This window comes from Nocardioides ginsengisoli (assembly GCF_039537225.1).
In the GTDB taxonomy this organism is placed as follows: Bacteria; Actinomycetota; Actinomycetes; order Propionibacteriales; family Nocardioidaceae; genus Nocardioides; species Nocardioides ginsengisoli.
Genome location: NZ_BAABAC010000005.1, coordinates 1 through 25641, shown reverse-complemented (window position 1 = coordinate 25641; position 25641 = coordinate 1). Strand labels below are relative to the sequence as shown.

The 25641-nt window shown below is 71.9% G+C and carries 29 protein-coding genes and 1 tRNA gene; 9 read left to right on the top strand and 21 right to left on the bottom strand.

What is annotated here, in order from left to right; genetic code table 11:
• The first annotated feature begins 118 nt into the window (after nt 1-118).
• Both bcp and AB4880_RS01755 read left to right on the top strand, forming a co-directional pair.
• Nucleotides 119-610 (top strand): thioredoxin-dependent thiol peroxidase, encoded by a 492-nt coding sequence (bcp, locus tag AB4880_RS01760; protein ID WP_367917480.1) that lies wholly within the window; start codon nt 119-121, stop codon nt 608-610.
• A 27-nt stretch (nt 611-637) separates the two neighbouring features.
• On the top strand, nt 638-1894 hold the full coding sequence (locus tag AB4880_RS01755; RefSeq protein WP_367917479.1) for a hypothetical protein: 1257 nt from the start codon (nt 638-640) through the stop codon (nt 1892-1894).
• Between the two features lie 69 nt (nt 1895-1963).
• Here the strand turns inward: AB4880_RS01755 and AB4880_RS01750 are convergent, their stop codons facing one another.
• Nucleotides 1964-3184 (bottom strand): amidohydrolase, encoded by a 1221-nt coding sequence (locus tag AB4880_RS01750; RefSeq protein ID WP_367917478.1) that lies wholly within the window; start codon nt 3182-3184, stop codon nt 1964-1966.
• Between the two features lie 29 nt (nt 3185-3213).
• Here AB4880_RS01750 and AB4880_RS01745 point away from each other — a divergent pair.
• Nucleotides 3214-3295, top strand: a tRNA-Leu gene (locus AB4880_RS01745).
• A 9-nt stretch (nt 3296-3304) separates the two neighbouring features.
• Here AB4880_RS01745 and AB4880_RS01740 read toward each other — a convergent pair.
• The 11 genes from AB4880_RS01740 to AB4880_RS01690 form a co-directional block, all read right to left on the bottom strand.
• Nucleotides 3305-4456 (bottom strand): ABC transporter permease, encoded by a 1152-nt coding sequence (locus tag AB4880_RS01740; protein WP_367917477.1) that lies wholly within the window; start codon nt 4454-4456, stop codon nt 3305-3307.
• Between the two features lie 32 nt (nt 4457-4488).
• The gene (locus AB4880_RS01735) at nt 4489-5184 is read right to left on the bottom strand and encodes an ABC transporter ATP-binding protein (RefSeq protein WP_367917476.1); all 696 of its coding nucleotides are present in this window, start codon (nt 5182-5184) and stop codon (nt 4489-4491) included.
• A gap of 17 nt (nt 5185-5201) precedes the next feature.
• Complete coding sequence (locus AB4880_RS01730; protein WP_367917475.1) at nt 5202-5612, bottom strand: hypothetical protein; 411 nt, start codon at nt 5610-5612, stop codon at nt 5202-5204.
• The gene (locus AB4880_RS01725) at nt 5609-6454 is read right to left on the bottom strand and encodes a hypothetical protein (protein WP_367917474.1); all 846 of its coding nucleotides are present in this window, start codon (nt 6452-6454) and stop codon (nt 5609-5611) included. Before AB4880_RS01725 ends, AB4880_RS01730 begins: the two co-directional genes overlap by 4 nt.
• Before the next feature lie 75 nt (nt 6455-6529).
• Entirely contained in the window at nt 6530-7381 is an 852-nt protein-coding gene (locus AB4880_RS01720; RefSeq protein WP_367917473.1) for a hypothetical protein, read from the bottom strand.
• A 34-nt stretch (nt 7382-7415) separates the two neighbouring features.
• Nucleotides 7416-7808, bottom strand: a complete 393-nt coding sequence (locus AB4880_RS01715) for a hypothetical protein (RefSeq protein ID WP_367917472.1) — start codon at nt 7806-7808, stop codon at nt 7416-7418.
• Nucleotides 7809-7959: 151 nt separating this feature from the next.
• Nucleotides 7960-8577 carry an RdgB/HAM1 family non-canonical purine NTP pyrophosphatase gene (gene rdgB, locus AB4880_RS01710; RefSeq protein WP_367917471.1) on the bottom strand — a complete coding sequence of 206 codons (618 nt, stop codon included), beginning with the start codon at nt 8575-8577 and terminating at the stop codon, nt 7960-7962.
• Nucleotides 8574-9278: a ribonuclease PH gene (rph, locus tag AB4880_RS01705; protein WP_367917470.1), complete on the bottom strand. Its 705-nt coding sequence runs from the start codon at nt 9276-9278 to the stop codon at nt 8574-8576. The genes rdgB and rph overlap by 4 nt, the downstream gene beginning before the upstream one ends.
• A gap of 21 nt (nt 9279-9299) precedes the next feature.
• Nucleotides 9300-9713 carry an SGNH/GDSL hydrolase family protein gene (locus AB4880_RS01700; protein ID WP_367917469.1) on the bottom strand — a complete coding sequence of 138 codons (414 nt, stop codon included), beginning with the start codon at nt 9711-9713 and terminating at the stop codon, nt 9300-9302.
• Nucleotides 9714-9936: 223 nt separating this feature from the next.
• Complete coding sequence (locus AB4880_RS01695; protein WP_367917468.1) at nt 9937-10731, bottom strand: ABC transporter permease subunit; 795 nt, start codon at nt 10729-10731, stop codon at nt 9937-9939.
• Nucleotides 10728-11666, bottom strand: a complete 939-nt coding sequence (locus AB4880_RS01690) for an ABC transporter ATP-binding protein (RefSeq protein ID WP_367917467.1) — start codon at nt 11664-11666, stop codon at nt 10728-10730. Before AB4880_RS01690 ends, AB4880_RS01695 begins: the two co-directional genes overlap by 4 nt.
• A 129-nt stretch (nt 11667-11795) precedes the next feature.
• On the opposite strand from AB4880_RS01690, the gene AB4880_RS01685 reads away from it, so the two are divergent.
• Together AB4880_RS01685 and AB4880_RS01680 are read left to right on the top strand one after the other, a co-directional pair.
• Nucleotides 11796-13010 (top strand): sensor histidine kinase, encoded by a 1215-nt coding sequence (locus tag AB4880_RS01685; protein WP_367917466.1) that lies wholly within the window; start codon nt 11796-11798, stop codon nt 13008-13010.
• Complete coding sequence (locus AB4880_RS01680; RefSeq protein WP_367917465.1) at nt 13007-13672, top strand: response regulator; 666 nt, start codon at nt 13007-13009, stop codon at nt 13670-13672. Before AB4880_RS01685 ends, AB4880_RS01680 begins: the two co-directional genes overlap by 4 nt.
• Before the next feature lie 12 nt (nt 13673-13684).
• On the opposite strand, the gene AB4880_RS01675 is transcribed toward AB4880_RS01680, so the two are convergent.
• Nucleotides 13685-14509 carry an MBL fold metallo-hydrolase gene (locus tag AB4880_RS01675; RefSeq protein WP_367917464.1) on the bottom strand — a complete coding sequence of 275 codons (825 nt, stop codon included), beginning with the start codon at nt 14507-14509 and terminating at the stop codon, nt 13685-13687.
• A complete protein-coding gene (gene murI / locus AB4880_RS01670) occupies nt 14506-15339 on the bottom strand; it encodes a glutamate racemase (RefSeq protein ID WP_367917463.1) in 834 nt (277 codons plus the stop codon). The genes AB4880_RS01675 and murI overlap by 4 nt, the downstream gene beginning before the upstream one ends.
• A gap of 82 nt (nt 15340-15421) precedes the next feature.
• On the opposite strand from murI, the gene AB4880_RS01665 reads away from it, so the two are divergent.
• Nucleotides 15422-16477, top strand: a complete 1056-nt coding sequence (locus AB4880_RS01665) for an alkaline phosphatase family protein (RefSeq protein WP_367917462.1) — start codon at nt 15422-15424, stop codon at nt 16475-16477.
• Nucleotides 16478-16480: 3 nt separating this feature from the next.
• On the opposite strand, the gene AB4880_RS01660 is transcribed toward AB4880_RS01665, so the two are convergent.
• From AB4880_RS01660 to AB4880_RS01630, 7 genes are read right to left on the bottom strand one after another with little or no spacing between them, the layout of a single operon-like run.
• The gene (locus AB4880_RS01660) at nt 16481-17320 is read right to left on the bottom strand and encodes a DUF3152 domain-containing protein (RefSeq protein ID WP_367917461.1); all 840 of its coding nucleotides are present in this window, start codon (nt 17318-17320) and stop codon (nt 16481-16483) included.
• Nucleotides 17317-18294, bottom strand: a complete 978-nt coding sequence (locus AB4880_RS01655) for a PLP-dependent cysteine synthase family protein (RefSeq protein WP_367917460.1) — start codon at nt 18292-18294, stop codon at nt 17317-17319. The genes AB4880_RS01660 and AB4880_RS01655 overlap by 4 nt, the downstream gene beginning before the upstream one ends.
• Nucleotides 18295-18304: 10 nt before the next feature.
• Entirely contained in the window at nt 18305-18583 is a 279-nt protein-coding gene (locus tag AB4880_RS01650; protein ID WP_367917459.1) for a MoaD family protein, read from the bottom strand.
• Between the two features lies 1 nt (nt 18584).
• On the bottom strand, nt 18585-19028 hold the full coding sequence (locus AB4880_RS01645; RefSeq protein WP_367917458.1) for a M67 family metallopeptidase: 444 nt from the start codon (nt 19026-19028) through the stop codon (nt 18585-18587).
• Nucleotides 19029-19071: 43 nt separating this feature from the next.
• Nucleotides 19072-20013 (bottom strand): acyl-CoA desaturase, encoded by a 942-nt coding sequence (locus tag AB4880_RS01640; RefSeq protein ID WP_367917457.1) that lies wholly within the window; start codon nt 20011-20013, stop codon nt 19072-19074.
• A gap of 39 nt (nt 20014-20052) precedes the next feature.
• On the bottom strand, nt 20053-20748 hold the full coding sequence (locus AB4880_RS01635) for a response regulator (protein WP_367917456.1): 696 nt from the start codon (nt 20746-20748) through the stop codon (nt 20053-20055).
• Nucleotides 20745-22406 carry a sensor histidine kinase gene (locus tag AB4880_RS01630; RefSeq protein ID WP_367917455.1) on the bottom strand — a complete coding sequence of 554 codons (1662 nt, stop codon included), beginning with the start codon at nt 22404-22406 and terminating at the stop codon, nt 20745-20747. Before AB4880_RS01630 ends, AB4880_RS01635 begins: the two co-directional genes overlap by 4 nt.
• 111 nt (nt 22407-22517) lie before the next feature.
• Between AB4880_RS01630 and AB4880_RS01625 the strand changes: the two genes are divergently transcribed.
• Genes AB4880_RS01625 through AB4880_RS01615 form a run of 3 tightly spaced genes read left to right on the top strand, consistent with a single transcriptional unit; the run spans nt 22518 to nt 25593 of the window.
• Complete coding sequence (locus AB4880_RS01625) at nt 22518-23507, top strand: Bug family tripartite tricarboxylate transporter substrate binding protein (RefSeq protein ID WP_367917454.1); 990 nt, start codon at nt 22518-22520, stop codon at nt 23505-23507.
• The gene (locus AB4880_RS01620; protein WP_367917453.1) at nt 23504-24067 is read left to right on the top strand and encodes a tripartite tricarboxylate transporter TctB family protein; all 564 of its coding nucleotides are present in this window, start codon (nt 23504-23506) and stop codon (nt 24065-24067) included. The genes AB4880_RS01625 and AB4880_RS01620 overlap by 4 nt, the downstream gene beginning before the upstream one ends.
• Nucleotides 24067-25593, top strand: coding sequence for a tripartite tricarboxylate transporter permease (locus AB4880_RS01615; RefSeq protein ID WP_367917452.1), 1527 nt, complete (start codon nt 24067-24069; stop codon nt 25591-25593). Before AB4880_RS01620 ends, AB4880_RS01615 begins: the two co-directional genes overlap by 1 nt.
• The last annotated feature ends 48 nt before the right edge of the window (nt 25594-25641 follow it).

Here is a 25641-nt window from a genome sequence, read left to right as displayed (position 1 = left end):
TCCTCCACTCGATCCGGAGTTCAGATCACCGACGCCGGGGTAGTTAGATGGTCACGAGCACGTCCACCTTATTGCATGCCGTTTGCAACAACGCAACCCTGTCAGGAGTTGGCACCCCATGAGCGACCAGACCCGCCTCGCCCCCGGCGACACCGCTCCCGACTTCACCCTGCTCTCCGACGAGGGCACCGAGGTCAGCCTCGCCGGGCTGCTCGGCGAGGGCCGCAAGGTCATCGTCTACTTCTACCCGGCCGCGATGACCCCCGGCTGCACCAAGCAGGCCTGCGACTTCACCGACTCCCTCGACGCGCTGCAGGCGGCGGGCTACACGGTGGTCGGGATCTCCAAGGACGCGCCGGCCAAGCTCGCCAAGTTCCGCGAGCGCGACGGCCTCACCATCACCCTGCTCTCCGACACCGACCTGGCCACCCATAAGGCCTACGGCGCCTACGGCGAGAAGAAGCTCTACGGCAAGCTCGTCCAGGGCGTCATCCGCTCCACCTTCGTGGTCGGCACCGACGGTCGGATCGAGCTCGCGCAGTACAACGTCAAGGCGACCGGACACGTGGCGAAGCTCCGCAAGGACCTCGGCGTCGCCACGCCCGCCTGACCACAGCCCCGCTAGAGAAGGACAACCATGACGCTCCATCAGGCGCTCGCCGACCTCGCCCGCGACCACGGGACCGACCTGTTCCGTGACGCCGCCGCCTTCCGCGGCTCGCTCGACGACTACCTCGACGAGGGCCAGGCCTCGAGCGGGACGATCAACCTCCTCACCGACGCCGTCCGGCTCGGCGCGCTCGACGGCATGGTGACCATGCTCGACAGCGGCGCCAGCCCGGGCGACGCCGTCGAGTCGGCCGGCCAGCGGCTGGCCCGCGACCGCGGCAGCGCCGACGTCCGCGGCTGCCAGTGGGCGCTCGCCGTCCTGGGCTACGCGCTGGGCAAGGTCCCCGAGTCCCTGGTCAGCGGCCTCGACCCGGACGCCGGCACGGCCGCGCCGCCGTCGTACGGGCCCGGAGGGACGGCGCCCGCGCAGCCGGTGCCGCCGCCGCCCGCGCCGATGACCTCCCCGATCAACTCGCCGATGGCGCCCCCGATGAGCTCGCCGCAGCCGATCATGTCGCCGCCGCACCCGGCCCAGGCCGGTGGCGCGGGCTACGGCGCGCCGACCTACCCCGGCGGCGGCTGGTCGCAGCAGCCCCAGGCGCCGAAGAAGAGCAAGACCGGCCTGATCGTCGGCGCGATCGTGCTCGCGCTGGTCGTCATCGTCGGCGGCATCATCGGCATCGTCGCGCTGTCCGGCAACGGCAGCGACAAGAAGGCCGACGACACCAAGACCGAGAAGACCACCGACGGCCCGACCACCGGCTCGACCGACGGCACCGACACCCCGACCGACAGCGGCACCGACGTCCCCGACATCGGCGGACCGACCATCACCGGCCTCGGCTACACGGTGCAGATCCCGACGGGCTGGAACGACGGCACCGCCGACTTCGTGAAGCAGAACCCGGGCCTGACCACCCTCGACAAGGTGTTCCTCTGGGGCGACACCTTCAACACCGCGCGCGGCAACGTGATCGTCGAGACGCAGTCGTCCTACGGCAGCACCGACCCCAACGACCTCAAGGACAACTGGAAGACCGCCCTCACCCAGGGCGACAGCTCCGCCCAGGTCACCGACATCGCCGACACCACCATCGGCGGCCAGACCGCCCTCGGCGTCGACATCGCGCGCACCAACGACAGCGACGTGAAGGTCAGCCAGCGCTCCTACCTCGTCATCAACGGCGACAAGGGCTACTCGATCACCGTGTCGCTGCGCGAGGGCGACAACGCGGTGCTCCAGAAGTTCGACCAGATCCTCAGCACCTGGCGCTGGTCCGAGTGACCCTCGCCTGACGCGCGCGAACCCCGCCCGGCCTCGGCCGTGGCGGGGTTCGTCGTTTTCACCGGCGGCTCAGGCCAGCCAGGCGCGGGCACCCGCGACGAGTGCGGCGACGCCGGACTCGATCGCCGGACGGGCGGACGGCGCGAAGCGCGGCGAGTGGTTGGACGGCAGGTCGTCGATGACCGCGCGGATCTGGTCGATCGTGGTCGCCCCCGCGAAGAGGGCCGGGTCGGTGCCGCCGAGCAGCCAGTAGGCGCAGGGCGCGCCGGCGGCATCGGCGAGGATCCCGACGTCCTCGCTGCCGGTGACCGAGCCGGGGTCGACGACCAGGAAGCGCCCGGCGGCGGCGAACGCCTCCGACGCACGGGCGCAGGCGGCGGCGTCGTTGACCACCGCCGGGAACGAGCTGATCGCCACGATCTCCGGCTCGGTCGGCGCGCCCGCCGCCGCGGCCTCGCCGCGGACGATCCGCTCGATCGCGGCCAGGACCTTGGCGCGCACGCGCGGGTCGGTGGTGCGGATGTTGACGTCGAGGGTCGCCCGGTCGGGGATGACATTCGACGCCGTACCCGCGTGGAAGGACCCGACCGTCACGACCGCGGTCTCGCTCGCCGCGACCTCGCGCGACACCACCGTCTGCAGCCGCAGCACCACGGCGGCGCCGAGCACGATCGGGTCGACCGTCGCCTCGGGCCGCGAGCCGTGCCCGCCCGCGCCGTGCAGCGTGATCCGCAGGCTGTCAGACGCCGCGAACGCCGGCCCGGCCGTCACCCCGAGGATGCCGACCGGCATCGGCGCGACATGCTGCCCGAGGACGACGTCCGGCGTGCCGAAGCGGTCGAACAGCCCGTCGTCGACCATGCTCTGCGCTCCGTTGCCGCCCTCCTCGTTGGGCTGGAACACCAGCAGCAGCCGGCCGCTCCAGTCGCTCGCCGCGGCCAGCTCCGCCGCCGCGCCGAGCAGGCAGGTCACGTGGACGTCGTGCCCGCAGGCGTGCATGACGGGGACCGTCTCGCCGGCGGCCGTCTCGGTGGTGGCGGTGCTCGCGTAGGGCAACCCGGTCCGCTCGAGCACCGGCAGCCCGTCCATGTCGGCCCGCAGCAGCACGGTCGGCCCGCTCCCCCGCTCCAGGACGCCCACCACGCCGGTGATGCCGACGCCCGTCGTGACGTCGTATCCGAGGGCGCGGAGGCGGTCGGCGACGACGCCTGCGGTGCGATGCTCCTGGTGACCGAGCTCGGGGTGGCGATGGAGGTCCTCGTAGGTCGCGACCAGGTCGTCGATCGTCATGGAGGTCACCCTAGACTCGTGCCGCTCACGCCGGAGTGGTGGAACTGGCAGACACGCAGGTTTTAGGTACCTGTGCCTTCGGGTGTGCGGGTTCGAGTCCCGCCTTCGGCACCGAACGCGCTACGAGCGCATGGCTGTCATGGGTGGCGTCGACGCTGCGAGGTAGGCGGGGATGAGGCCGCCGACGAGGCTCGCGGTGAGTCCCGCGCCGATGGCGGCGAGGGGAAGCCACGGGGCGAGGATCAGCTCCCAGTGCTGGAGATGGCTCCAGATCGCCGCGACGCCGAGCCCCAGGCCGACGCCGAGGATGCTCGCCACGATGCCGGCGGTCGCGGACTCGGTGAGGACGAGGACCCCGATGCGGCGGCGCTTCCAACCCATCGCGGAGCGGAGACCGAGTTCGCGGCGGCGCTGGTAGACGGCCATCATCAGCGTGTTGGCGACGGTGATCATGCCGACCAGGCCCATGAAGCCACCGAGAGCCGCTCCGATCCGGCGCAGGTCGGATCCGACCTTGCTGAGCAGGATCTTCCCGTCGGGCGGGGTCACGTCCTCCAGCGTCAGCTCGCGGTGGGGGTCGAGCCCGGCGACCATGTTGTCGCCGACGGCGCTCGCCGATCCCGGGCGCACATGGGCGATGACGCGGACGTTCTCTCCGGCGCCGCCCAGGACGGCCACCGCGGTCGGACGCGAGACCAGGACGCCGGACGACGCGTAGCCGAATCCGTCGTCGTTGGCGACGATCCCGGCCACCTCGAACGGGATGCCGCGGACCAGCACCCGGGTGTCGGCGAGATCGGAACCCGGGGCCACCCCGAGGTCCTGCGCGAGGCGCTCGCCGATCCAGGCGACGGGCCCCCGCGCCGCCGCGAGGTCGTCGCCCGGGGCACCCGCGACGACACGTGTGTCGGTGGCACGCAGCCCCGCCGCATCGACGACGAGCAGCGGGCGGCTGCTGCGCGCCGCGCCGTCCGTCCGGGAGACGGTCACCGCACCGGACCAGATCGAGAACTCCCCCGCGTCGACCACCGGCTCCAGCTCCTCCACCGCGGCCACCCGCTGGGGGTCGAATCCGGCCTGGGTCGGCGAGAAGGAGCGCACCACGACCCGGTCGGAGCGTTGCAGGTCGAACTGCCGATCGATCTGCACCTGCTGGGTGTCGGCGATCACCACGATGCCGACGACACCGGCGACGCCGAGCGTGATCCCGGCGATCATCCCGATCGTGTGGCCGGGGCGCAGCAGCAGCGACGCCGCGGCGTCCGCGGCCATCCGACGGATCGTCTCGATCCTGCGCCGCCACGTCATGAGTGCGCCTCATCGACGAGGCGGCCGTCGACGATGCGGTGCACCGCGTCGACGTACTCGGCGGCGCGGGGATCGTGGGTCACCAGGATCACCGTGGCGCCGTGGACCGTCGCATTCGCCAGCAGCTCGAGGATTCCGCGCCCGGTCTCCTGGTCCAGCGCCGCCGTCGGCTCGTCGGCGATGATCAGACGCGGTGACTTGACCAGTGCCCGGGCGATCGCGACCCGATGCCGCTCCCCGCCCGAGAGGAATCCGCTGCGCCGCGCCGCGAGAGCCGCCAGCCCCACCCACTCCAGGGCGGTGGTGCACAGGTCGGCGCGTTCGGCGCGGGACAGGTCGGCGCCGACCAGGCCGAGCTCCACATTGGCCGTCACGCTGCGCTCCTCGATCAGGTGAGAGTGTTGGAAGACGAAGCCCACGTCGCGCGCGCGGAACTCGGCGAGCCCCGCCCTGGACATGCCTGCGATCTCCTTGCCATCGAAGCGATAGCTGCCCTCGGTCGGCTGCTGCAGCGCCCCGATCAGGGAGGCCAAGGTCGTCTTGCCTGCGCCCGACGGGCCCACGACCGCGACCGCCGTCGCGGCCGCGATGTCGAGGTCCAAAGGGTGCAGGATCCGGGTCGCGACGGGCTCCGAGACCTCCATGCCCACCCCTCGCAACGCCACCAACGATCCGCTCACCGTGCCGGCCACCTCTCCACTCATCCGGCTCACGCACCGATGCGGGGCGGAGCGTCCGCCTCGTCCGGGGCGACGAGCTCGACCAGGTCGCCGGCCCGCAGGCCATCCCCGGTCACCTCGGCCAGCTGCGGCAGATCGGAGCGCACCTCGTGCACCTGCACCCGGTGTGAGCGACGACCGGTCCACACGCGCACCCAGGTGCGGCCGTCCCCGTCGGTCGCGATCGCCCCGCGGGGAAGCGCCAGCACCCCCGCACGCGAGCCGCCCGTGACCGCCATCGTCGGCGGCGGCAGGTCGGGAATCGCGCGCTGGGCGCGCGCCTGCCCCGGCGTCGTCGCCGTCGCCAGCAGCACCGCGAGCAAGGCCAAGGAGACCACGACGCCACCGAGCACCGTCATCGCGAACCGGCGCCCCTGCCAGCCCGCGTCCGCCCCGCTCACGGGACATATCCGATCGCGACGAGCTCACGGGCGAACCGCTCCAGCAGCTCACGGTGCCGCTCGATCATCGCCGGCCGCCGCGCCTCCAGGAGCGCCTGGGTGCGGGCGAAGTACCGCCTTCCGCACCGCACGTACAGCCGCGGAATCAGGCGTTTGTTCTCGCGAACGGTCAACTTTCCGAGATACGAGGCCAGGTCCGACTGCGAGAGGAAGGTCGGCGCCGGGTCCTCGTTCGAGACCACGATGCCGGTGCCCTTGGTGCCCTTGCGCAGGCACTGCGCGAAGGGTGCCTTCAAGGCCACCACACTCGGATCCTGCTCCACGGTCGTCACCACGTCGTCCCACGGCTCGCGCAGATTCATCGCGTCATTTCGCGAGGGCACCCGCTCGAACAGATTGCCCTTCGAACGGGCGTCGCAACCCTTCCGGAAGCCCGGCGGCGGGGAGACATTCCCCTTCCGATCGGCTCGGGGGTTCACTTCGACGAATCCCTTGGTACGGATCAGCTCCAGATCAGGGAACACGTCCTGTTCGAATCGTTCCAGGGTCCGATCGATGGACAGACGCTCCGTGGACCCGCAGGTGATGCTGATGAAGTCGCCGATGAAGTTCGACACCCGCATCATCCGGCGCACGCTCGGCCCCGGGGCCGGGAACACCATGGCCGCGACATCGTCCAGCACCTGCGGGTCGACAGCGCCACCACCGGTGGCCGCGCTGTCGGCCTTCGTCGGCGTGGTCGGTCTGCCGGTGGTGTCGGAACTGCACCCCGACACCACCAGCAGACCCGTCACCAGGCCCGCCAGGAGCAGCTTCGACATCCCCCAGGTGGAATCAGCCATCGGATCCCCCCGCCTGGCCCGGAACCACGAGCTCGACCGCGAACGTTCGCTCCTGCCAGCCCCACATCCGCCCGCTCACGGGACATATCCGATCGCGACGAGCTCACGGGCGAACCGCTCCAGCAGCTCACGGTGCCGCTCGATCATCGCCGGCCGCCGCGCCTCCAGGAGCGCCTGGGTGCGGGCGAAGTACCGCCTTCCGCATTTCACGTAGAGCCTGGGTATCCGGCGCTCCCGGTCGCGCGTCGATATCTTGTGACGCGCGTAGGCCAGGTCCGTCTGTGTGAGGAAGGTCGGCGCCGGGTCCTCGTTCGAGACCACGACGCCCGTGCCCTTGGTGCCCTTGCGCAGGCACTGCGCGAAGGGTGCCTTCAAGGCCACCACACTCGGATCCTGCTCCACGGTCGCGACCACGTCATCCCACGGCTCGCGCAGATGCATCGCGTCAATACGCGAGGGCACCCGCTCGAACAGATTGCCCTTCGAGCGGGCGTCACACCCCTGCCGCAGGCCTGGCAGCGGGAGGGGGTTCCCCTCCCGATCCACCCGGGGGTCCTTCTCGACGAGTCCCTTCGTGCGGATCAGCTCCAGATCAGGGAACACGTCCTGCTCGGCGCGTTCCACGGTCCGATCGATCGACGGACGCTCGGTCGCCCCGCAGGCGATGACGATGAAGTCGCCGATGAAGGTCGACACCCGCATCATCCGGCGCACACTCGGCCCCGGGGCCGGGAACAGCGTGGCCGCGACATCGTCCAGCACCTGCGGGTCGACAGCGCCACCACGGGTGGCAGCGCTGTCGGCCTTGGCCGGCTTGGTTGGTCTGCCGGTCGGGTCGGAGCTGCACCCCGACACCACCAGCAGACCCGTCACCAGGCCAGCCAGGATCACCCTCGAAAAGCCCGCCGCCCATGCGGATTCGGCCATCGGATCTCCCGTGCCTCGGCTCCCGTGGTCGGCCCTAGTACCAGAGCAGGACGCCCTGGCGCGGCCCCCAGCGAAGCCACGCGCGCAGCGGCTCACCGTCCTTCAGGTCGAGGACGATCTCCTTCGCCGCCGGGTCGGTGGTCGTCTTCTTCCACCCGGCCTGGCTGTTGGTCCAGACGCCGTTCTGCTTGTACTGCCCCCTGACGTCGTCGTCCCAATACTCCGTCTCGACCGACCACATATTCCCGCAGGTGTTGGTCGCGGCGACCTGCGGCGTAGAGGTCTGTTGCCACAAGCCGACCGCGACCCAGTTGTGCGTGCACAGCGTGGCCGCGTCGGCGCTCATGGCGCCCGTCACCACCGGCGTCAGCACCGTCGACGCCGCCAGCGCAGCCGTGCACGCGACCTTCATCATCAGCTTCTTCATTGCCTGCTCCCATCCCGGATAGGGGAAGGCGGGTGCCTCCCGAGGCGGGGACGGTAACCCGCATGACGAAGCCGGGGAAGGCCAAGGCGGCAACGCTGCCGCGAGCCCGTGGCGGCGTCCGTGGCGGCGGCGCCGGATCGTCGGCAGAGGGTCAGGCCAGCAGGTCCGCGACCAGCGGCGCGATCTCCCGCAGCGCACGGCCGCGGTGGGAGATGGCGTCCTTGTCCTCGCGCGAGAGCTCGGCGGTGGTGAGGCCGGGCCGGTCGTCGGCGACGAAGAGGACGTCGTAGCCGAAGCCGCCGCTCCCCCGCACCTCGCGGATCACCCGGCCGTCCATCCGGCCCTCGACGACGAGCTCGCGCCCGTCGGGGAGGACCAGGGCGACGGCGCACGCGAAGTGCGCCGTACGACGCTCGTCGGGGACGTCGTTGAGCTGCGCGAGGAGCAGCTCGTTGTTGCGGTCGTCCTGCCCGTCCTTCGAGCCCAGCGCTGGGCCGGACCAGCGCGCGGAAAGCACCCCGGGCATGCCGTTGAGGGCGTCGACGCAGAGGCCCGAGTCGTCGGCGAGGGTGGGCAGGCCGGTGGCGACGACGCCGGCGCGGGCCTTGAGGAGGGCGTTGCCCTCGAAGGTGGGCTGGTCCTCGACCGGCTCGTCGAACGGCGTGACGTCGTCGAGCCCGACGACCTCGACGGTGGTCATGTGCTCGGCGAGGATCCGGCGCATCTCCTCGAGCTTCTTGGCGTTGCGCGAGGCGACGAGGACCTTCACGCGCGCGCCGCCAGCTGCAGCCGGGTCAGGTCGGCGCAGCCCTTCTCGGCGAGCGAGAGCAGGGCGTCGAGCTCGGCGCGGTCGAAGGGCGCGCCCTCGGCGGTGCCCTGGACCTCGACGAAGGCGCCGGCGCCGGTCATCACGACGTTCATGTCGGTCTCGGCGCGCACGTCCTCGACATACGGCAGGTCGAGGCGCGGGACGCCGTCGATGATGCCGACGCTGACCGCGGCGACCGAGCCGGTCAGCGCCTGGGGCACGCCGAGCTTGGCGCAGGCATCGGCCAGGGCGACGTAGGCGCCGGTGATGGCGGCGGTGCGGGTGCCACCGTCGGCCTGGAGCACGTCGCAGTCGATCTGGATGGTGTTCTCGCCGAGCGCCTTGTAGTCGATGACCGCGCGCAGCGACCGACCGATCAGCCGGCTGATCTCGTGGGTGCGCCCGCCGATGCGGCCCTTGACCGACTCGCGGTCGGAGCGCGTGTTGGTCGACGCGGGGAGCATCGCGTACTCCGCCGTCACCCAGCCGAGGCCCGAGCCCTTGCGCCACCGCGGCACGCCCTCGGACGCCGACGCGGCACACAGCACGCGGGTCCGCCCGAACTCGATCAGCACCGATCCCGCCGGGTGGTCGAGCCAGTTGCGGGTGATCGTGATGGGGCGCAGCTCGTCGTCGGCGCGGCCGTCCTCGCGGGTGCTCATGGCGCCCAAACTACCGGCACCTCAGCGCGCGACCGCGAGCGCCCGGCGTACCGCCCAGGGGCCGAGGTCCCGCGCCCGTCGTCCGAACCACGGCGCGCCCTCGGTCACCATCCAGGCGACGTCGCGCCGCCGGCCCGGCGGGCAGCCGCCGCACGGGTCCAGCCCCGGCAGCGGCAGCTCGAAGCCCGCCTCGCGCAGCCGCTCCGCCCACGCCCGGGCGAGCGCCCGATGCCCGCGCTCGAACGGGTGGAAGCGGTCGATCGACCAGCAGGCGCGGTCGGTGACCTCGGGGCGCAGAGCGAGGTCGAGGCGCAGGCCGCCGTACGTCGCATAGAGCTCGTCGTCGACCTCGTTGAGGACGGCGATCCGCTCCTGCATCGGCCGGACCACCACCCGCGGCCGCCCCAGCACCGCGCCGTGGTCGTGCCACCGCACCGTCATCAGCGTCGCGCCGCCGTCGACCAAGCGCCGGCAGCGACTCGACCAGCAGCCGCGCCCAACCCCGCCAGCCCCCACCGGGCACGGGATCACCCAGGCCGACCGTGGTGCTGTCGCCGAATGCCGTTGCCCACGAAGACGACCGTGGCGGAGTCCGCTACGCGCAGGCTCCGCCACGGTGACGTGTCCGGCAATCTTCGGTGAAGCGCCGGGGTGGGGCTTACTTGAACTCGATCCGCAGCAGGCGCTGGATGCCCAGGAACAGCGGCAGGACGAGCCAGACGAAGCCACTGGTCGCGATCTGCGCCCACTCCTCGGCCGAGGGCCGGAAGTCACCGCTGAACAGCGGGGTCTGGGCGGTGTTGAACTCGATCCAGGGCGCGACGTCGTGGAAGCCCGAGCTGAGCCCCCCGAGGATGCCGACCGCGATCGGCAGCACCAGGCTGTAGATGAAGTAGACGACGATGCCGGCGGGCGTGTTCATCAGCAGCATGGAGATCGCGAAGCCGATGAAGATGCCGAACAGGTTGGCCAGGATGAAGCTGTTGAAGACGAGCGTGCCCTCGACCGCCCACTCCGGCGAACCGCCACCGATCGCGACGAATCCGGTGAACAGCGCGGCGAGCAGCGCGGCGAGCACCATCACCAGGGCGGCCAGCGCGATGCCGGCGAGGAACTTCGCCACCACGACCCGCGAGCGCTTCGGCTCGAGGGTGAACGTGACGAGCCCGTTGCGCTGCGACTGCTCGCTGGTCACCAGCATGACGATGAGGATCGGCAGGAAGTAGCCGAGGACCCCGCCGGCCACCTGCAGCAGGTCGCCGAAGTCCTTGTTCCCGGCGGGCGCGACGAGGGTGAAGATGAGCAGGACGACGAGCACCAGGCCGACGATCGAGCTCGCGAACCAGAAGCCGGCGCGGGTGTCGACCGCCTTGCGGAACTCGACGCTGACCAGCCGGCTCAGCGGCGTGCGCGGCGTACCGGAGACGTCGAGGGTGGGAACGGTCGTGCTCATGCCGGGATACCTCCGGGGGTCGGGGCGCCGAAGCCCGGGACGGCCTCGCGGGCCGTGGCCGAGGTCAGCTCGAGGAACAGGTCCTCCAGGCCGGCGCCGCCGGACCGGAGGTCGGTGAGGACGACGCCCGCGGTGAGCGCGATCCGCCCGACCTGCTCGGGCGAGGCCTGCACCTTGAGGCCGGGGCCGGCCGGCTCGACGCCGTGGCCGGCCGCGCTCAGCGCACCGCCCAGCGTGGCGTTGTCGAGCGAGGTGACCATCGTGACCGGCGTCCCGTTGGCGCCCGCGAGCAGCGTCTCGCGGTCGCCCTGGGCGACGATCCGGCCGCGACCGATGAGGATCATCTCGTCGGCGATCTGCTCGACCTCGTGGAGCAGGTGGCTGGAGAGCAGCACCGTGCCGCCACGGTCGGCGTAGCCCTTGAGCAGACCGCGCATCCAGCGGATGCCGGCCGGGTCGAGGCCGTTGGCGGGCTCGTCGAGGATCAGCACCGACGGGTCGCCCAGCAGCGCGTGGGCGATGCCGAGGCGCTGCTTCATGCCGAGGGAGTAGTTGCGCAGCCGGCGGCCCGCCTCCTGGTCGTTGAGGCCGACCAGCGCCAGCATCTCGTCGACCCGGCTGCTCGGCAGACCCATCGTCTTGGCGGCGATGGTCAGGATCTCGCGGCCGGTGCGGCCGACGTGCTGCGCCGAGGCGTCGAGCAGCGTGCCGACGTGACGGCCCGGGTTGGGGATGTCGTGGTAGCGCAGACCGCCGATGGTCACCTGGCCCCGCGTGGGCAGGGTCAGGCCGACCATGACGCGCATGGTGGTGGTCTTGCCCGCGCCGTTGGGACCGAGGAAGCCGGTCACCCGTCCGGGCTGGCAGACGAAGCTGACGTCGTCGACGGCCGTGTAGGGGCCGTAGATCTTGGTGAGTCGATCAACGGTGATCATGACCCCACCCTGCCCGAGGAGAACCCTCCGCACATCGAACCCCCGTCGCGAGTCGACCCGACCAAAGTAGGTGTCGGTCCGGTCCGCGGGCGCTGCCGGGTCCCGGTCCGCAGGCTCTAGCCTCGACCCATGGACGAGTGCGACCCGGGCCGCTACCAGCCGCGCCTGCGCTGGTACAGCCAGCTCTGGCGCTATGCGCTGGCCCTCGCGCTCGGCATCCTGGTCTGGTCGCCGGCGATGGACGCGCAGCTCGACAAGCACCCGCTGCTCTTCTGGCTCGACCTCGGGCTGGGGCTGGTGTCCTTCGTGCTGGTCGGGTTCCGGCGGCGCTGGCCGTTCGCGATCGCGGTCGCGTGCGTGCTGCTGGCGCCGTTCAGCTCGCTCTCGGCCGGGCCGGCGACGCTCGCGACGGTGTCGATGGCGACGCGGCGGCGCGGGTGGCAGATCATCGCGGTCGGCGTGCTTAACGTGGTGCTGAGCTGGGGCTACTACGTCTTCCAGCCGATGGTCGACACCGACCCGTGGTGGCTGACCATGACCGTCACGGTCGCGGTCACCACCGCGATCCTCGCCTGGGGCATGTACGTCGGCTCGCGGCGCGAGCTGATCTGGACGCTGCGTCAGCGCGCCGAGACCGCCGAGGCCGAGCGCGACCTGCGCGCCTCCCAGGCCCGCAGCAACGAGCGGGCGCGGATCGCGCGCGAGATGCACGACGTCCTCGCCCACCGGATCTCGCAGATCTCCATGCACGCGGGGGCGCTGACCTTCCGCGAGGACCTGTCCGCCGACGAGATGCGCAGCAGCGTCGCGGTCATCCAGGCCAAGGCGCACGAGGCGCTCAGCGACCTGCGCGAGGTCCTCGGTGTCCTGCGGGACGTCGAGACCGCAACGCCGCTGACCGGCCCCCAGCCGACGTACGGCGACCTCGACACGCTCGTCGCCGACGCGCGGGCCGCCGGCGCCGCCATCGACTACGACGACCGGCTGGCCGCGCCGCTGCCCGACCTGATGGCGCGGACCGTCTACCGGCTGGTCCAGGAGGGCATCACCAACGCCGGCAAGCACGCGCCCGCCGCGACCCTGCGGATCACGGTGAGCGGCTCCCCCGCCGACGGCGTCGACGTCGTCCTCGCCAACGCGCTCGGCTTCGGGCCGACCCGCACGCCCGGCGCCGGGCTCGGCCTGGTCGGGCTCACCGAGCGCGCCGAGCTGCGCGGCGGCACGCTCAGCCACGGCATCGAGCGCACCCGCGAGCCGGGCGTGGGCGTGGTGGAGCAGTTCGTGCTGCGGGCCTGGCTACCGTGGGCGGCCGAGACCGCCGAGGCCGAGGAGGTGCTGTCGTGACCGACCAGATCCGCGTCGTCGTCGTCGACGACGACCCGCTGGTGCGCTCGGCGCTGTCGCTGATGCTCGGCGGGCAGTCCGACATCGCGGTGGTCGGCGAGGCGGCCGACGGGCGCGCGGGCATCGCGCTGGCCCGCGAGCTCACGCCCGACGTCGTCCTGATGGACATCCGGATGCCGGTCCTCGACGGCCTCGCCGCGACCCGCGTCCTGCACGCCGACCCGCAGCCGCCGCGGGTGATCGTGCTGACCACCTTCGACGCCGACGACTACGTCGTGGGCGCGCTCGCCGCCGGCGCCGACGGCTTCCTGCTCAAGGACACCCCGCCGATCGAGATCGTCGCCGCGCTGCGCAAGGTTGCCGACGGCGACCCGATGCTGTCCCCGTCGGTCACCCGGACCCTGATCGACCGGGTCCGGACCGAGTCCGGCGACGGCCGCGCCGCCGACGCGCAGCGCCGCCTCGACCGGCTCACCGAGCGCGAGCTCGAGGTCGCCGGCGCGGTCGGGCGCGGGCTGTCGAACGCCGAGATCGCGCGTGAGCTGCACCTGTCGGTGCCGACCGTGAAGGGCCACGTCTCGCGCCTGTTCGAGAAGCTCGAGACCACCAACCGGGTCCAGATCGCGCTGACCATCCGCGACGCGGGACATCCGGTCGAGTAGCCGCCGTCGGGCTCAGAGCACGTAGACGGCACCCTGCGCGGCGAGCTCGGCCGGGCCGTCGTAGGTCTCGACGGCCTCGGCGAAGATCGTCTGCGCGTCGTGCCACGGCGGCACGTGGGTGACGATGAGGCGCTTGGCGCCGGCCTTGGTGGCGACGTCGCCGGCCTCGGCGCCGGTGAGGTGCAGGCTGGGCGGGTTGTCGTCGCAGGAGCGGAAGGACGCCTCGCACAGGAACAGGTCGGCGTCGGCGGCGACGTCGTTGAGGGCGTCGATCGGGCCGGTGTCACCGCTGTAGGCGACGACCTTGCCGTGCGCCGTGATCCGCAGCGCGTACGCCGGCACCGGGTGGTCGACCTCGTAGGACTCGACCGTGAACGGCCCGACGGTGACCGGGTCGCCGTAGCGGCGGAAGGAGAACTCCTCGTCCATGCCCGGCTTGCGCGGCAGGTCGTAGGCCTTCGCCAGCCGCTTGCCGGTGCCCTTCGGGCCCCAGACGGGGATCTTCGGCTGCGAGCCGGAGGGGTGGTACTTGCGCAGCACGTAGTAGCTCGTCATGTCGACGCAGTGGTCGGCGTGCAGGTGGCTGAGGAAGACGGCGTCGACCTGCAGCGGGTCGACGTAGCGCTGCAGCGCACCGAGCGCGCCGTTGCCCATGTCGATGACCAGGCTCCAGGTCCGCAGCCCGTCGCCGGCCTGCACCAAGTAGCAGCTCGCCGGGGAGTCGGGGCCGGGATAGGAGCCCGAGCAGCCGACGATGGTCACCCGCACCGACCGGTCGTCGCCGTCGACCGGGACCCGCAGCCGGGTCGTCTCCGGCGCCACCACGTCATCACTCATGCAAGACCCCCTGCGAACTGTCCGGCCGCCACCAGCTCGGGGCCGAGGAACCGGCGCCCGATCGTCTCGAACTCGGCGGGTGATCCCGTCGTCGCGAAGGTGTACGACGGCTCGCCGCCCGGTCGCATCAGGCCGGTGTCGGCCAGCAGCCGGTAGACGTCCTTGGCGCACTCCTCCGCACTGCTCACCAGCGTGACGTCGTCGCCCATCACGTAGGAGATGACGCCGGTGAGCAGCGGGTAGTGGGTGCAGCCGAGGATCAGGGTGTCGATGCCGACCTCGGTGAGCGGGTCGAGGTACTCGCGGGCGACGGCGATCAGCTCGTCCCCGCCGGTGACCCCGGCCTCGACGAAGTCGACGAAGCGCGGACAGGCGCGGGTGGTCAGGGAGATCTGGGGAGCGGCGGCGAAGGCGTCGTCGTAGGCCATCGACTCGGCGGTGGCGCGGGTGCTGATGACGCCGATCCGGCCGTTGCGGGTGGCGGCGACGGCACGGCGGGTGGCCGGGTAGATCACCTCGACCACCGGGACGTCGTAGCGCTCGCGGGCGTCGCGGAGCATCGCGGCGCTGGCGGAGTTGCAGGCGATGACGAGGGCCTTCACCCCCTGGTCGACGAGATGGTCGAGGCACTCGAGCGCATACTCGCGGACCTCGCCGATCGGCTTGGGCCCATAGGGCTGGCGGGCCGTGTCGCCGACGTAGGTGATCGACTCGTGCGGCAGCTGGTCGATCACCGACCGGGCGACCGTGAGTCCGCCGAAGCCCGAGTCGAAGATCCCGATCGGAGCGTCGACGTCGGCGCTGGGGTCGAGATGGTCGAGGTGCCGCACCCGCCCAGACTACGGCGTCGAGGTGCTGCCAGTCGGCATTCCGGGACCGAGATCACGTCGCGCACCACGTAGGGTGGGCCCGGTGATCTCGACGCGCCGTGCTCGGCGGCTTCTCGTCCCCACGCTCACTCTCGCCGCGCTGCTCGGCGGCTCGCTCGCCGCACCGGTCGCGGCCGAGGCCCCGACCGCCTCCGCGACCACGGCCAGCAGCGCGCCCGCGCGCCGACTCGACGGCACCCATGTCGTGGCGATCTCCATCGACGGGCTCAACCCGCGCGCGCTCAACCGCCTGGGCCGCGCCGGGACGCCGTACCTCCACCAGCTGCTCGACCAGGGCGCCGGCACGCTCAACGCCCGCGCCCAGCTGGAGATGACGATCACCCTGCCCAACCACACGAGCATGGTCACCGGCCGCCGGATCAACGCGGCCAAGGGCGGCCACGGCGTCACCTGGAACGACGACTCGGTGACCAGGACCGTGCGGCAGGCGGCAGGGCACGACGTGTCGTCGGTGTTCCGGGTCGTGCACGACAACGGCGGCACGACGGGGGTCTACGCGACCAAGTCGAAGTTCCAGCTGTTCAAGCGCTCCTGGCGCACGGCGGTCGACACCAATGTCATCGCGGTCGAGAAGAACGCGGCCGTCGTCCGTGCGCTGCGCTCGGACCTGGCCACCTCGCCGCGGACGTTCTCGTTCCTGCACCTCGGCAAGCCCGACCAGATGGGCCACAAGTACGGCTGGCTCAGCCCGACGTACCTCAGGGCGGTCAGCACGGTCGACCGGCTGGTCGGGTCGATCATGAACCAGATCCGCAACACGCCTGCGCTGAAGCGCTCGACGGTGATCGTGCTGACCTCCGACCACGGCGGCGTCCCCGGCACCACCCAGCACGCGGACGCGAAGAACCGCGAGGACTACCGGGTCCCGTTCGTGATCTGGGGGGCCGGCGTCCGACACGCCTCGCTCTACGCGATCAACCCGACCCGCGCCGATCCCGGCCGCGGCCGCCCCGGCTTCAGCGCCCGGCGCCAGCCGGTCCGCAACGGCGACCTGGCCAACCTCAGCCTGTCGCTGCTCTCCCTCGGCCCGGTGCCCGGCAGCCTCTGGGACCGCCGCCAGGACCTCACCTGGCGCTGAGCGTCACGTCCGGCGGCGCAGCTCGCGCAGCGTCGGCCAGGGGTTGAGCCGGCAGCCGTCGGTGCCCTTCGACTGCTGCATCATCACCGGCGCGAGCGCGCCCGGGCGCGGGCACGAGGCGTGGTGGTAGCCGAGCCAGTGGCCGGTCTCGTGGTTGACGACCATGTGCCGGTAGTCGCGCATCGAGCGGCCCGCGCGATTCCACGCCGGCGAGGCGTGCTGCCAGCGGGCCACGTTGACGACGACATTGCGCCCGACCCGGCACGACCACGTGGCGCTGCACTCCCCCGAGAACGACGGCACCCGCCGCGCCGTCGACAGCCACAAAGTGAACGCGCCCCCGCGCCGCACCGGCACGAACCGGACGCCCTTGCCGCGCCAGCCGCGCGGGTCGTCGTAGGTCTGCTGGGCCAGGCGCCGGAAGGCGCGGACGTCGGCATGGACCTGCCCCCGGACGCGGAACGAGTAGCGCACCGTACGGCGGACGTCGACGCGGTGCCTGATCACCCCGAGCGCGACCCGCGTCGTGGTGTCGGCGTAGCCCGGCGCGGAGACCGTGACCTGGAGGTCGAGCCGGTGGCCGACGTCGTCGGGGGCGATCGGGTGGCGGACGCCGGTGGCGGCGGGCACGCCGTCGCGCAGCCAGACGTAGGCGGCGCGGCTCGGCGCGGGCGTCCAGCGGCCGGGGTCGGCGACGAGCGTGCCGCCGTAGCGCCGGACGCCGTCGACGGACGGCGCGGAGACCATCGTGAGCGACGGCGGGTCGTCGGCCGACGCCGGTCCGCTCGGCGCCGTTAGCGCTCCGGTGAGCGCCAGCGTGAGGCCGAGCAGCAGCCGGATCATGCCCAGAGCTGGCCTTCGAGCCGGTCCTCGGCGTCGTCGATGGTGCCCTCGTAGGCGCCGGTGGAGAGATACTTCCAGCCGCCGTCGGCGACCACGAACGCGATGTCTGCCGACTCGCCGGCCTTCATCGCCTTGGCGGCCTGGCCGAGCGCCGCGTGCAGGATGGCGCCGGTCGAGATGCCGGCGAAGATGCCCTCGAGCTCGAGCAGCTCGCGCACCCGCCGTACGGCGTCACGCGGGCCGACCGAGAACCGGCTGTCGATCAGCTCGGCGTCGTAGAGCTCGGGCACGAAGCCCTCGTCGAGGTTGCGCAGCCCGTAGACCAGCTCGCCGTAGCGCGGCTCGGCGGCGACGATGCGCACCTCGGGCTTGGCCCGGCGGAAGAACCGCGAGACGCCCATCAGCGTGCCGGTCGTGCCGAGACCTGCGACGAAGTGGGTGATCGACGGCAGGTCGGCCAGCAGCTCGGGGCCGGTGCCCTCCTCGTGGGCGAGGGCGTTGGCGGCGTTGCCGTACTGGTAGAGCATGACCCAGTCGGGGTGCTCGGCCGCCATCAGCTTGGCGACCCGCACCGCCTCGTTGGAGCCGCCCGCGGCCGGCGAGGAGACGATCTCGGCGCCCCACATCCGCAGCAGCTGGCGCCGCTCCTCGGAGGTGTTCTCCGGCATCACGAAGACGGTGCGGTAGCCCTTGAGCTTGGCCGCCATCGCGATCGAGATGCCGGTGTTGCCGGACGTCGGCTCGAGGATGGTGCAGCCGGGACGCAGCGTGCCGTCCTTCTCCGCCTCCTCGATCATCCGCAGCGCCGGCCGGTCCTTGATCGACCCGGTCGGGTTGCGGTCCTCGAGCTTGGCCCAGATCCGGATCCCCTGGCCGTCGGGAGCATCCGCGGCGTTGAACGGCGCCGACAGTCGCGGCAGCCCCACCAGCGGCGTGTTGCCGACGGAGGTCAGGAGACTGTCGAAGCGAGCCATCGGTCGAGGATCAGCGCGCGCCGCCGGCGACGGCCGGCAGGATGACGACCTGGTCGCCGTCGGAGAGCTCGGCCTCGAGGCTGCCGATGAACCGGACGTCCTCGTCGTTGATGTAGATGTTCACGAACCGGCGCAGGTCGGTGCCCTCGATGAGGCGGTCCTTGATGCCGGGGTGGTTGGCCTCGAGGGAGTCGATGAGCGCGCTCAGCGTGGCGCCGTCGGCGTTGACCGCCTTCTCGCCACCGGTGTAGGTGCGCAGGATGGTCGGGATCCGGACCTCGATGGCCATGTCAGCTGCTCTCCTCTGCTGCATTGTTTCCGACGACCGTGACCTCTTCCTCGGTCACGACGCCGTCGATGATTCTGTAGGACCTGAACTCCACCGGGCCCTCGTTATTCCCGTGCTCCCGCGTGCTGACCAGCACGTAGTGGGCGCCGGGCTCGCCGGCCAGGTTGATGTCGGTCACGCTCGGGTAGGCCTCGGTGGCCGAGTGGGAGTGGTAGATCACCACCGGCTCCTCGTCGCGGTCGTCGAGGTCGCGGTAGAGGTGCAGCAGGTCGGTCGAGTCGTACTCGTAGAACGTCGGGCTGCCCGCCGCGTTGACCATCTCGATCAGGCGCTCCGGCCGGTCGCTGCCGATCGGTCCGGCCACCATCCCGCAGGCCTCGACGGGGTGGTCCCGCTTGGCATGCGCGACGATCGCGTCGTAGGTCGCCTGGTCGATCTGCAGCACCGGTCCAGGGTAGGGCGTCGGCCCCATCCCGACCGAACCGGGCTCACGCCACGGACTTGGCCTGGATCCGCTCGGGCGTCGGCCAGCGCACGTCGCGCACCCAGCCGGCCTTCTCCAGCAGCCAGATGATGCGCGCGGAGGTGTCGAGCTGGAAGCGCTTCACGCCGTGGCGCGCGGACGTCGGGTCGGCGTGGTGGAGGTTGTGCCACGACTCGCCGCCGGAGGGGATGGCGAGCCACCACACGTTGCCGGAGAAGTCGCGCGAGGCGAAGGGCCGGTCGCCGAGGGTGTGGCAGATGGAGTTGATCGACCAGGTGACGTGGTGGATCAGGCCGATGCGCACGACGGTGCCCCAGAAGAAGGCGGTCAGCGCGCCCTGCCATGACCAGGTGAGCAGGAAGCCCAGCACCGGCGGCAGCAGGATCGAGGTCAGCACCCACACCCAGAAGGTCCGCGAGATGCGGATCAGGTCGCGGTCCTTGGCCAGGTCGGGGGCGTACTTCTCGATCGGGGTCTGCTCGGGGTCGAACAGCCACCCGATGTGGGCCCACACGAAGCCCTTGGTGAGCCCCCGCAGGCTGTTGCCGTAGCGCCACGGCGAGTGCGGGTCGCCGTCGCGGTCGGAGTACTTGTGGTGCTTGCGGTGGTCGGCGACCCAGCGGATGACCGGGCCCTCGATCGCCATCGAGCCGAGGATCGCGAGGGTGATCTTCACCGCGCGGTTGGGCTTGAACGACTTGTGCGTGAAGAGCCGGTGGAAGCCGACGGTGATGCCGTGCAGGGTCAGGCCGTACATCACGAAGGTGATCGCGACGTCGCTCCATCCCAGCCAGCCGCCCCACGCGATCGGTACGGCGGCGAGGATCGCGACGAAGGGCACCGCGATGAAGAGGGCCAGCGCAACGCGCTCCCAGAACCCCTGGGTGTCGGCCCCCATGGTGGCCCGCAGGGCGGGAGGCGCGGGGCGGTCGTCGATCGCGGTCATGGTTCTGCTCCAGGGGTCGGCGGACTCGCTGGACCCAGCCTACGGCGCGACCCGATACCGGCGCTCCGGGCGTCCAGTACCGCCGTACCGCAGCCGGACCTCGGCCACACCTGCGTCGACGAAGTGCTCGAGGTAGCGCCGCGCCGTCACCCGGGACAGGCCCACCTCCTCGGCCGCCTCGGACGCCGAGATCTCCCCCGCCCGCCGGGCCGCCTCCAGCACCAGGTCCGCGGTCTCGGAGCTCAGTCCCTTCGGCAGCGCGGTGGGCAGGTCGGCGGAGCGCCCGGTGCCGAACGCCCGGTCGATCGTGGCCTGGTCGACCTCGTCGGCCGGGCCGGCGCTCGCGCCGCCGAGGGTGGCGAGGGTGGCGGCCACCCGGCGCAGCCGGTCGGCGAGGTCGTCGTACTCGAAGGGCTTGACCAGGTACTGCAGCGCGCCGCCGTGGAGCGCCGCGCGCACCGCCGCGGCGCCGCGCTCGGCCGTGACCATGACGACCGCGACGTCGTCGCCGCGGCCCCGCAGCCGCTCGAGCACCTCCAGCCCCGACAGGTCGGGGAGGTGGACGTCGAGCAGCAGCAGGTCGGGACGCATCAGCTCGGTCAGCTCGAGCGCCTCGCCGCCGGTGCGGGCGGTGCCGACGACCTCGAAGCCCTCGGTCTGGTCGACGAACCTGCCGTGGATGCGCGCGACCATGAAGTCGTCGTCGACCACGAGCACCCGGAGAACGGCCGTCACGATCCACCATCATCGCCGAGCGCCGGCCCGAGCGGCAGCACCACGCGGAACTCGGCGCCGTCGCGCACGCCCGGATCGGCGTCGTCGACGACCACCTCTCCCCCGCGCTGGACGCAGATCAGCCGCACCAGCGGGAGGCCGATCCCGCGGCCGCCGAGGACGTCGTCCTTGGTGGAGAAGCCGCGCACGAAGACCGCGTCGCGCAGCTCGGGCGGGATGCCCGGCCCGTTGTCGCGCACCCGCACGTGGACGTCGTGGTCGTCGGCGTGCAGCCACACCTCGACCAGTGCGTCCGGTCGGCCGGCGCACGCGTCGACGGCGTTGTCGACCAGGTTGCCGAGGACCGTCGTCACGTCGGCGCCGAGGTCGGGCGGGAGCTGGGGCAGCCGGGATCCGGGGTCGAGCTCGAGGGTGACGCCCCGCTCCTCGGCGACGGCGTGCTTGGCGATGACGAGGGCGGCCACGGCGGGGTCGGCGACCCGCTTGGCGACGTACTCGCCGACCTCGGCGCGGTGGCGGGTGAGCGTGCCGACGAGCGCGGCCACCTCGTCGTACTCGCCGAGCTGGACCAGGCCGGAGATGGTGTGCAGCCGGTTGTCGAACTCGTGGGTCTGCGCGCGCAGGGTGTCGGTGATCGAGAGGTTCGAGCTGAGCTGGCTCTGCAGCGACACCAGCTCGGTGCGGTCGCGCAGGGTGGTGACCGTGCCGATGCCGCGCCCGCCGGACGAGGCCTGGCCGCGGTTGAAGACGACGACGCGGGTGCCGACCAACGCCAGCGCGTCGCGTACGTCGGCCCCGTCGCCGGTCAGCAGCGCGACCACGTGCGGGTCGAGGCCGAGCTCGTCGACCCGACGCCCGACCGGGTCGGCGCCGCTGTCGAGGCCCAGGGTGGTGCGCGCGGCGTCGTTCATCGCGGTCACCCGGAGATCGGTGCCCACGCCGACCACGCCCTCGCGGATCGCGTGCAGCAGCGCCTCGCGGTGGTCGGCGAGGTTGGCCAGCTCGGTGGTGCCGAGCCCGCGCGTCGAGCGCCGTACGACGCGCGCGACGAACCACGTTCCGGCCAGCCCGAGCAGCGCGCCCAGGCCGAGGAAGAGCACCAGGTCGGGGGCGGCCGTGGTCACCTGGTCGGCGAGCGAGGGGTACTCCACCTCGGCCGCCACGATCGCCAGCAGGCTGCCGTCGGTCTCGGAGATGACCGGCGCGTGCGCCGCGACCGCGCGATGGCCGCCGGGACTGACGTCGCCGCTCCACCCGCGTCCCTGCAGCGCGTCACTGCTCCCGAGGTCGGCGCGACGGCCGACCCGGCTGGGGTCGGTGGCCGCCAGCACCACGCCGTCGAGCGAGACCACCATCACCGTCGAGGCGCCGGACAGGCTCACGCCCCAGTCGGCGTACGGCGCCAGGGCGCGCGGCGTGTCACCGGCCGGGTAGCGCCCGTCGCGGACGCCCTGCAGCCGGTCGCGGACCGAGGGCAGCGCGGCGACGTACTCGGCGACCGAGCGCATCTGCGCGCCCCGCTCGTCGGCGAAGTCGGCCGTCGACGTGCGCACGCTCAGCACGCCGACCGCCAGGAGCAGCACCGCGATGACGGCGACCTGGAGGAGCAGCACCTTCGCCGCGAGCGTCAGCTCACCCCGGCGGAACGGCGACCACAACGACCACAACCTCCTCTACGTCCGCAAGCGTGACGACCACCACAGCCCACCGACATGCTGGCACGGATCGCAGGTGACGGCGGTCACGACCCACACCGCACGGAGGTTCCCATGCATGCGCGCAGAGGCCGCGTCCTCGTCGCACTCCTCACCGTCCTGACGCTCGGCGTCCTCGTGAGCGGCTGCGGCGTGACCCGCGGCTCCGACGACCCCGACAACCGGCGGCTGCGGATGTTCATCCCCAACAGCCCCGGCGGCGGCTACGACCTCACCGGACGCGCCGCGGCGCGGGCGATGCAGGACAACGACCTGACCGGGCGATTCGAGATCCGCAACGTCCAGGGCGCGAGCGGCACGGTCGCGATGCAGCGGCTGCTCAACGAGAAGGGCTCCGACGACCTGATGATGATCATGGGTCTCGGCGTCGTCGGCGCGGTCTACACGAACAAGTCGCCGGCCACCCCGCTCGAGATGACGCCGATCGCCCGGCTGGTCGAGGAGCAGGAGGGTATCCTGGTGCCCGCCGACTCGCCGTTCAAGACGCTCGGCGACCTGGTCGCCGCGTGGAAGAAGGACCCGGGCGGCATCACCGTCGGCGGCGGCTCCGGCAACGGCGGCCCCGACCACCTCTTCCCGATGCAGCTCGCCGCCGCGATCGGCGTCGCGCCCAAGAAGGTCCGCTACATCTCCTACGACGGCGGCGGCCCCCTCACGACGGCGCTGCTCGGCGAGAAGATCGACATCGGCATGTCCGGCCTGGGCGAGTTCGAGGCGCAGATCGAGGAGGGCAAGCTCCGCGTCCTCGCGGTCTCCGGCGCGAAGCGGCTCGACGGCATCGACGCGCCGACCCTCACCGAGGCCGGCGTCGACCTGGTCTTCACCAACTGGCGCGGCGTCCTCGCGCCGCCCGACATCTCCGCCCAGCAGCGCGCCTACCTGACCGACCTGCTCACCAGGATGCACGCCACGAAGGAGTGGCAGCAGGCCCTCGTCGACAACGGCTGGAGCGACAACTTCGCGACCGGCAAGGAGTTCGAGGACTTCCTCGTCGAGCAGGACGCCCGCGTCGCCGACACCCTCAAGGAGCTGGGACTCGCATGACCACCCCACGACGTTCTTCACTTCCCACGGGCGATTCCGCTACGACGCCGCACCCCTCCACCACCACGCCTCCCGCCACCGTGATCGACAAGGCCCAGTACGGTCTCGCGGCCTTCCTCGTCCTGGCCGGCGGCTACGTCCTCTACGACGCCTCGACGCTCGACCGGGCGTTCGCCGACCAGCCGGTGCAGCCCTACGCGCTGCCCTTCCTCGTCGGCGGGGCCCTGGTCCTGCTCGGCGTCCTGCTCGCCATCGCCACCGCGCGCGGCGACCGGCCCGAGGCCGAGGAGGGCGAGGACATCGACCTCAGCCAGGGCACCGACCTGCGCACGATCGGCCTGCTGGTCGGCGTCCTGGTCGCCAACCTGCTGCTCATCGACTGGCTCGGCTGGGCGATCACCGGCGCGCTGCTGTTCGCCGGTACGACGTACGTGCTCGGCAGCCGGACGTGGGTCCGCAACCTCGCGATCGGCGCCGCCCTGTCGTTCGGCAGCTGGTACGGCTTCTACGTCGGGCTCGGCCTGCCCATCCCCGCCGGCATCCTGGACGGAGTGCTCTGATGGACCTGCTGCTCGACGGCTTCCAGACCGCCCTCACCCCCGAGAACCTGCTGTTCGCGCTGATCGGTGTGCTGCTCGGCACCGCGGTCGGCGTCCTCCCCGGCATCGGGCCCGCGATGGCCCTCGCCCTGCTCCTTCCCGTGACCTACAGCGTCGGCGTCGACAGCGCGATCATCATGTTCGCCGGCATCTACTACGGCGGCATGTACGGCGGGTCCACCACCTCGATCCTGCTCAACACACCGGGTGAGTCGTCATCGGTGATCACCGCGATCGAGGGCAACAAGATGGCGAAGTCGGGGCGCGCCGCGCAGGCGCTCGCCACGGCCGCGATCGGCTCCTTCGTCGCCGGCACCATCGGCACCGTCCTGCTCTGGGTGCTCGTACCCCGGGTCGCGGACGTCGTGGTGACGCTGGGCGCGCCGTCGTACTTCGCGGTGATGGTGCTCGCCTTCTTCGCGGTCACCATGGTGCTCGGTTCGTCGAAGCTGCGCGGCTTCATCTCGCTCTTCCTCGGCCTCGGCATCGCCCTCGTCGGCACCTGGACCGGCCAGCCGCGACTGACCTTCGGCAGCGCACAGCTCGCCGACGGCATCGACGTCGTGGTGGTCGCGGTCGGCATCTTCGCGATCGGCGAGGCGCTCTGGGTCGCCGCGCACCTGCGCCGCAAGCCGCTGGAGATCATCCCCGTCGGCCAGCCGTGGATGAGCCGCGAGGACTGGAAGCGCTCGTGGAAGCCGTGGCTGCGCGGGACGGCGTTCGGCTTCCCGTTCGGGGCCGTGCCGGCCGGCGGCGCCGAGGTGCCGACCTTCCTGTCGTACGCGACCGAGCAGAGGCTCGCCAAGCGCCCCGAGGAGTTCGGCAAGGGTGCGATCGAGGGCGTCGCCGGGCCGGAGGCCGCCAACAACGCCTCCGCCGCCGGCACCATGTTGCCGCTGCTGACGCTCGGCCTGCCGACCACCGCGACCGCGACGATCATGCTGCTCGCGCTGCAGAGCTACGGCATCCAGCCCGGCCCGCAGCTGCTCAGCAACGAGCCCCAGCTGGTCTGGGGCCTGCTCGCCAGCCTGGTCATCGCCAACGCGCTGCTGCTGGTGATCAACCTGCCGATGGCGCCGCTGTGGGCCCGGCTGCTGCAGATCCCCCGCCCGCAGCTGTACGCCGGCATCCTCTTCTTCGCCACGCTCGGCGCCTACACCGCCAACTTCGAGCCCTTCGACCTCGCGCTGCTGGTCCTGCTCGGCCTGCTCGGCCTGGCGATGCGCCGCTTCGGGCTGCCGGTGCTGCCGCTCATCGTCGGCGTCATCCTCGGCCCGGCGCTCGAGCTCCAGCTGACCACCGCGCTGCAGATCTCCGCGGGCGACGTCAGCACGCTGTGGAGCGAGCCGGCCGCCGTGGCCGTGTACGCCGTGATCGGGCTGATGCTCGTCGCGATGGCGGTCGGCGCGCTGCGCGGACGCCGCGGCGGCGCGGCGCCGACGACCCAGACCGAGAACGACGAGACCGAGGAGCTGGTGAACCGATGAGTTGCCCTGTGTCAACCTCCGCTGTTTCAGGCGGCGTTGAGCGAGTCC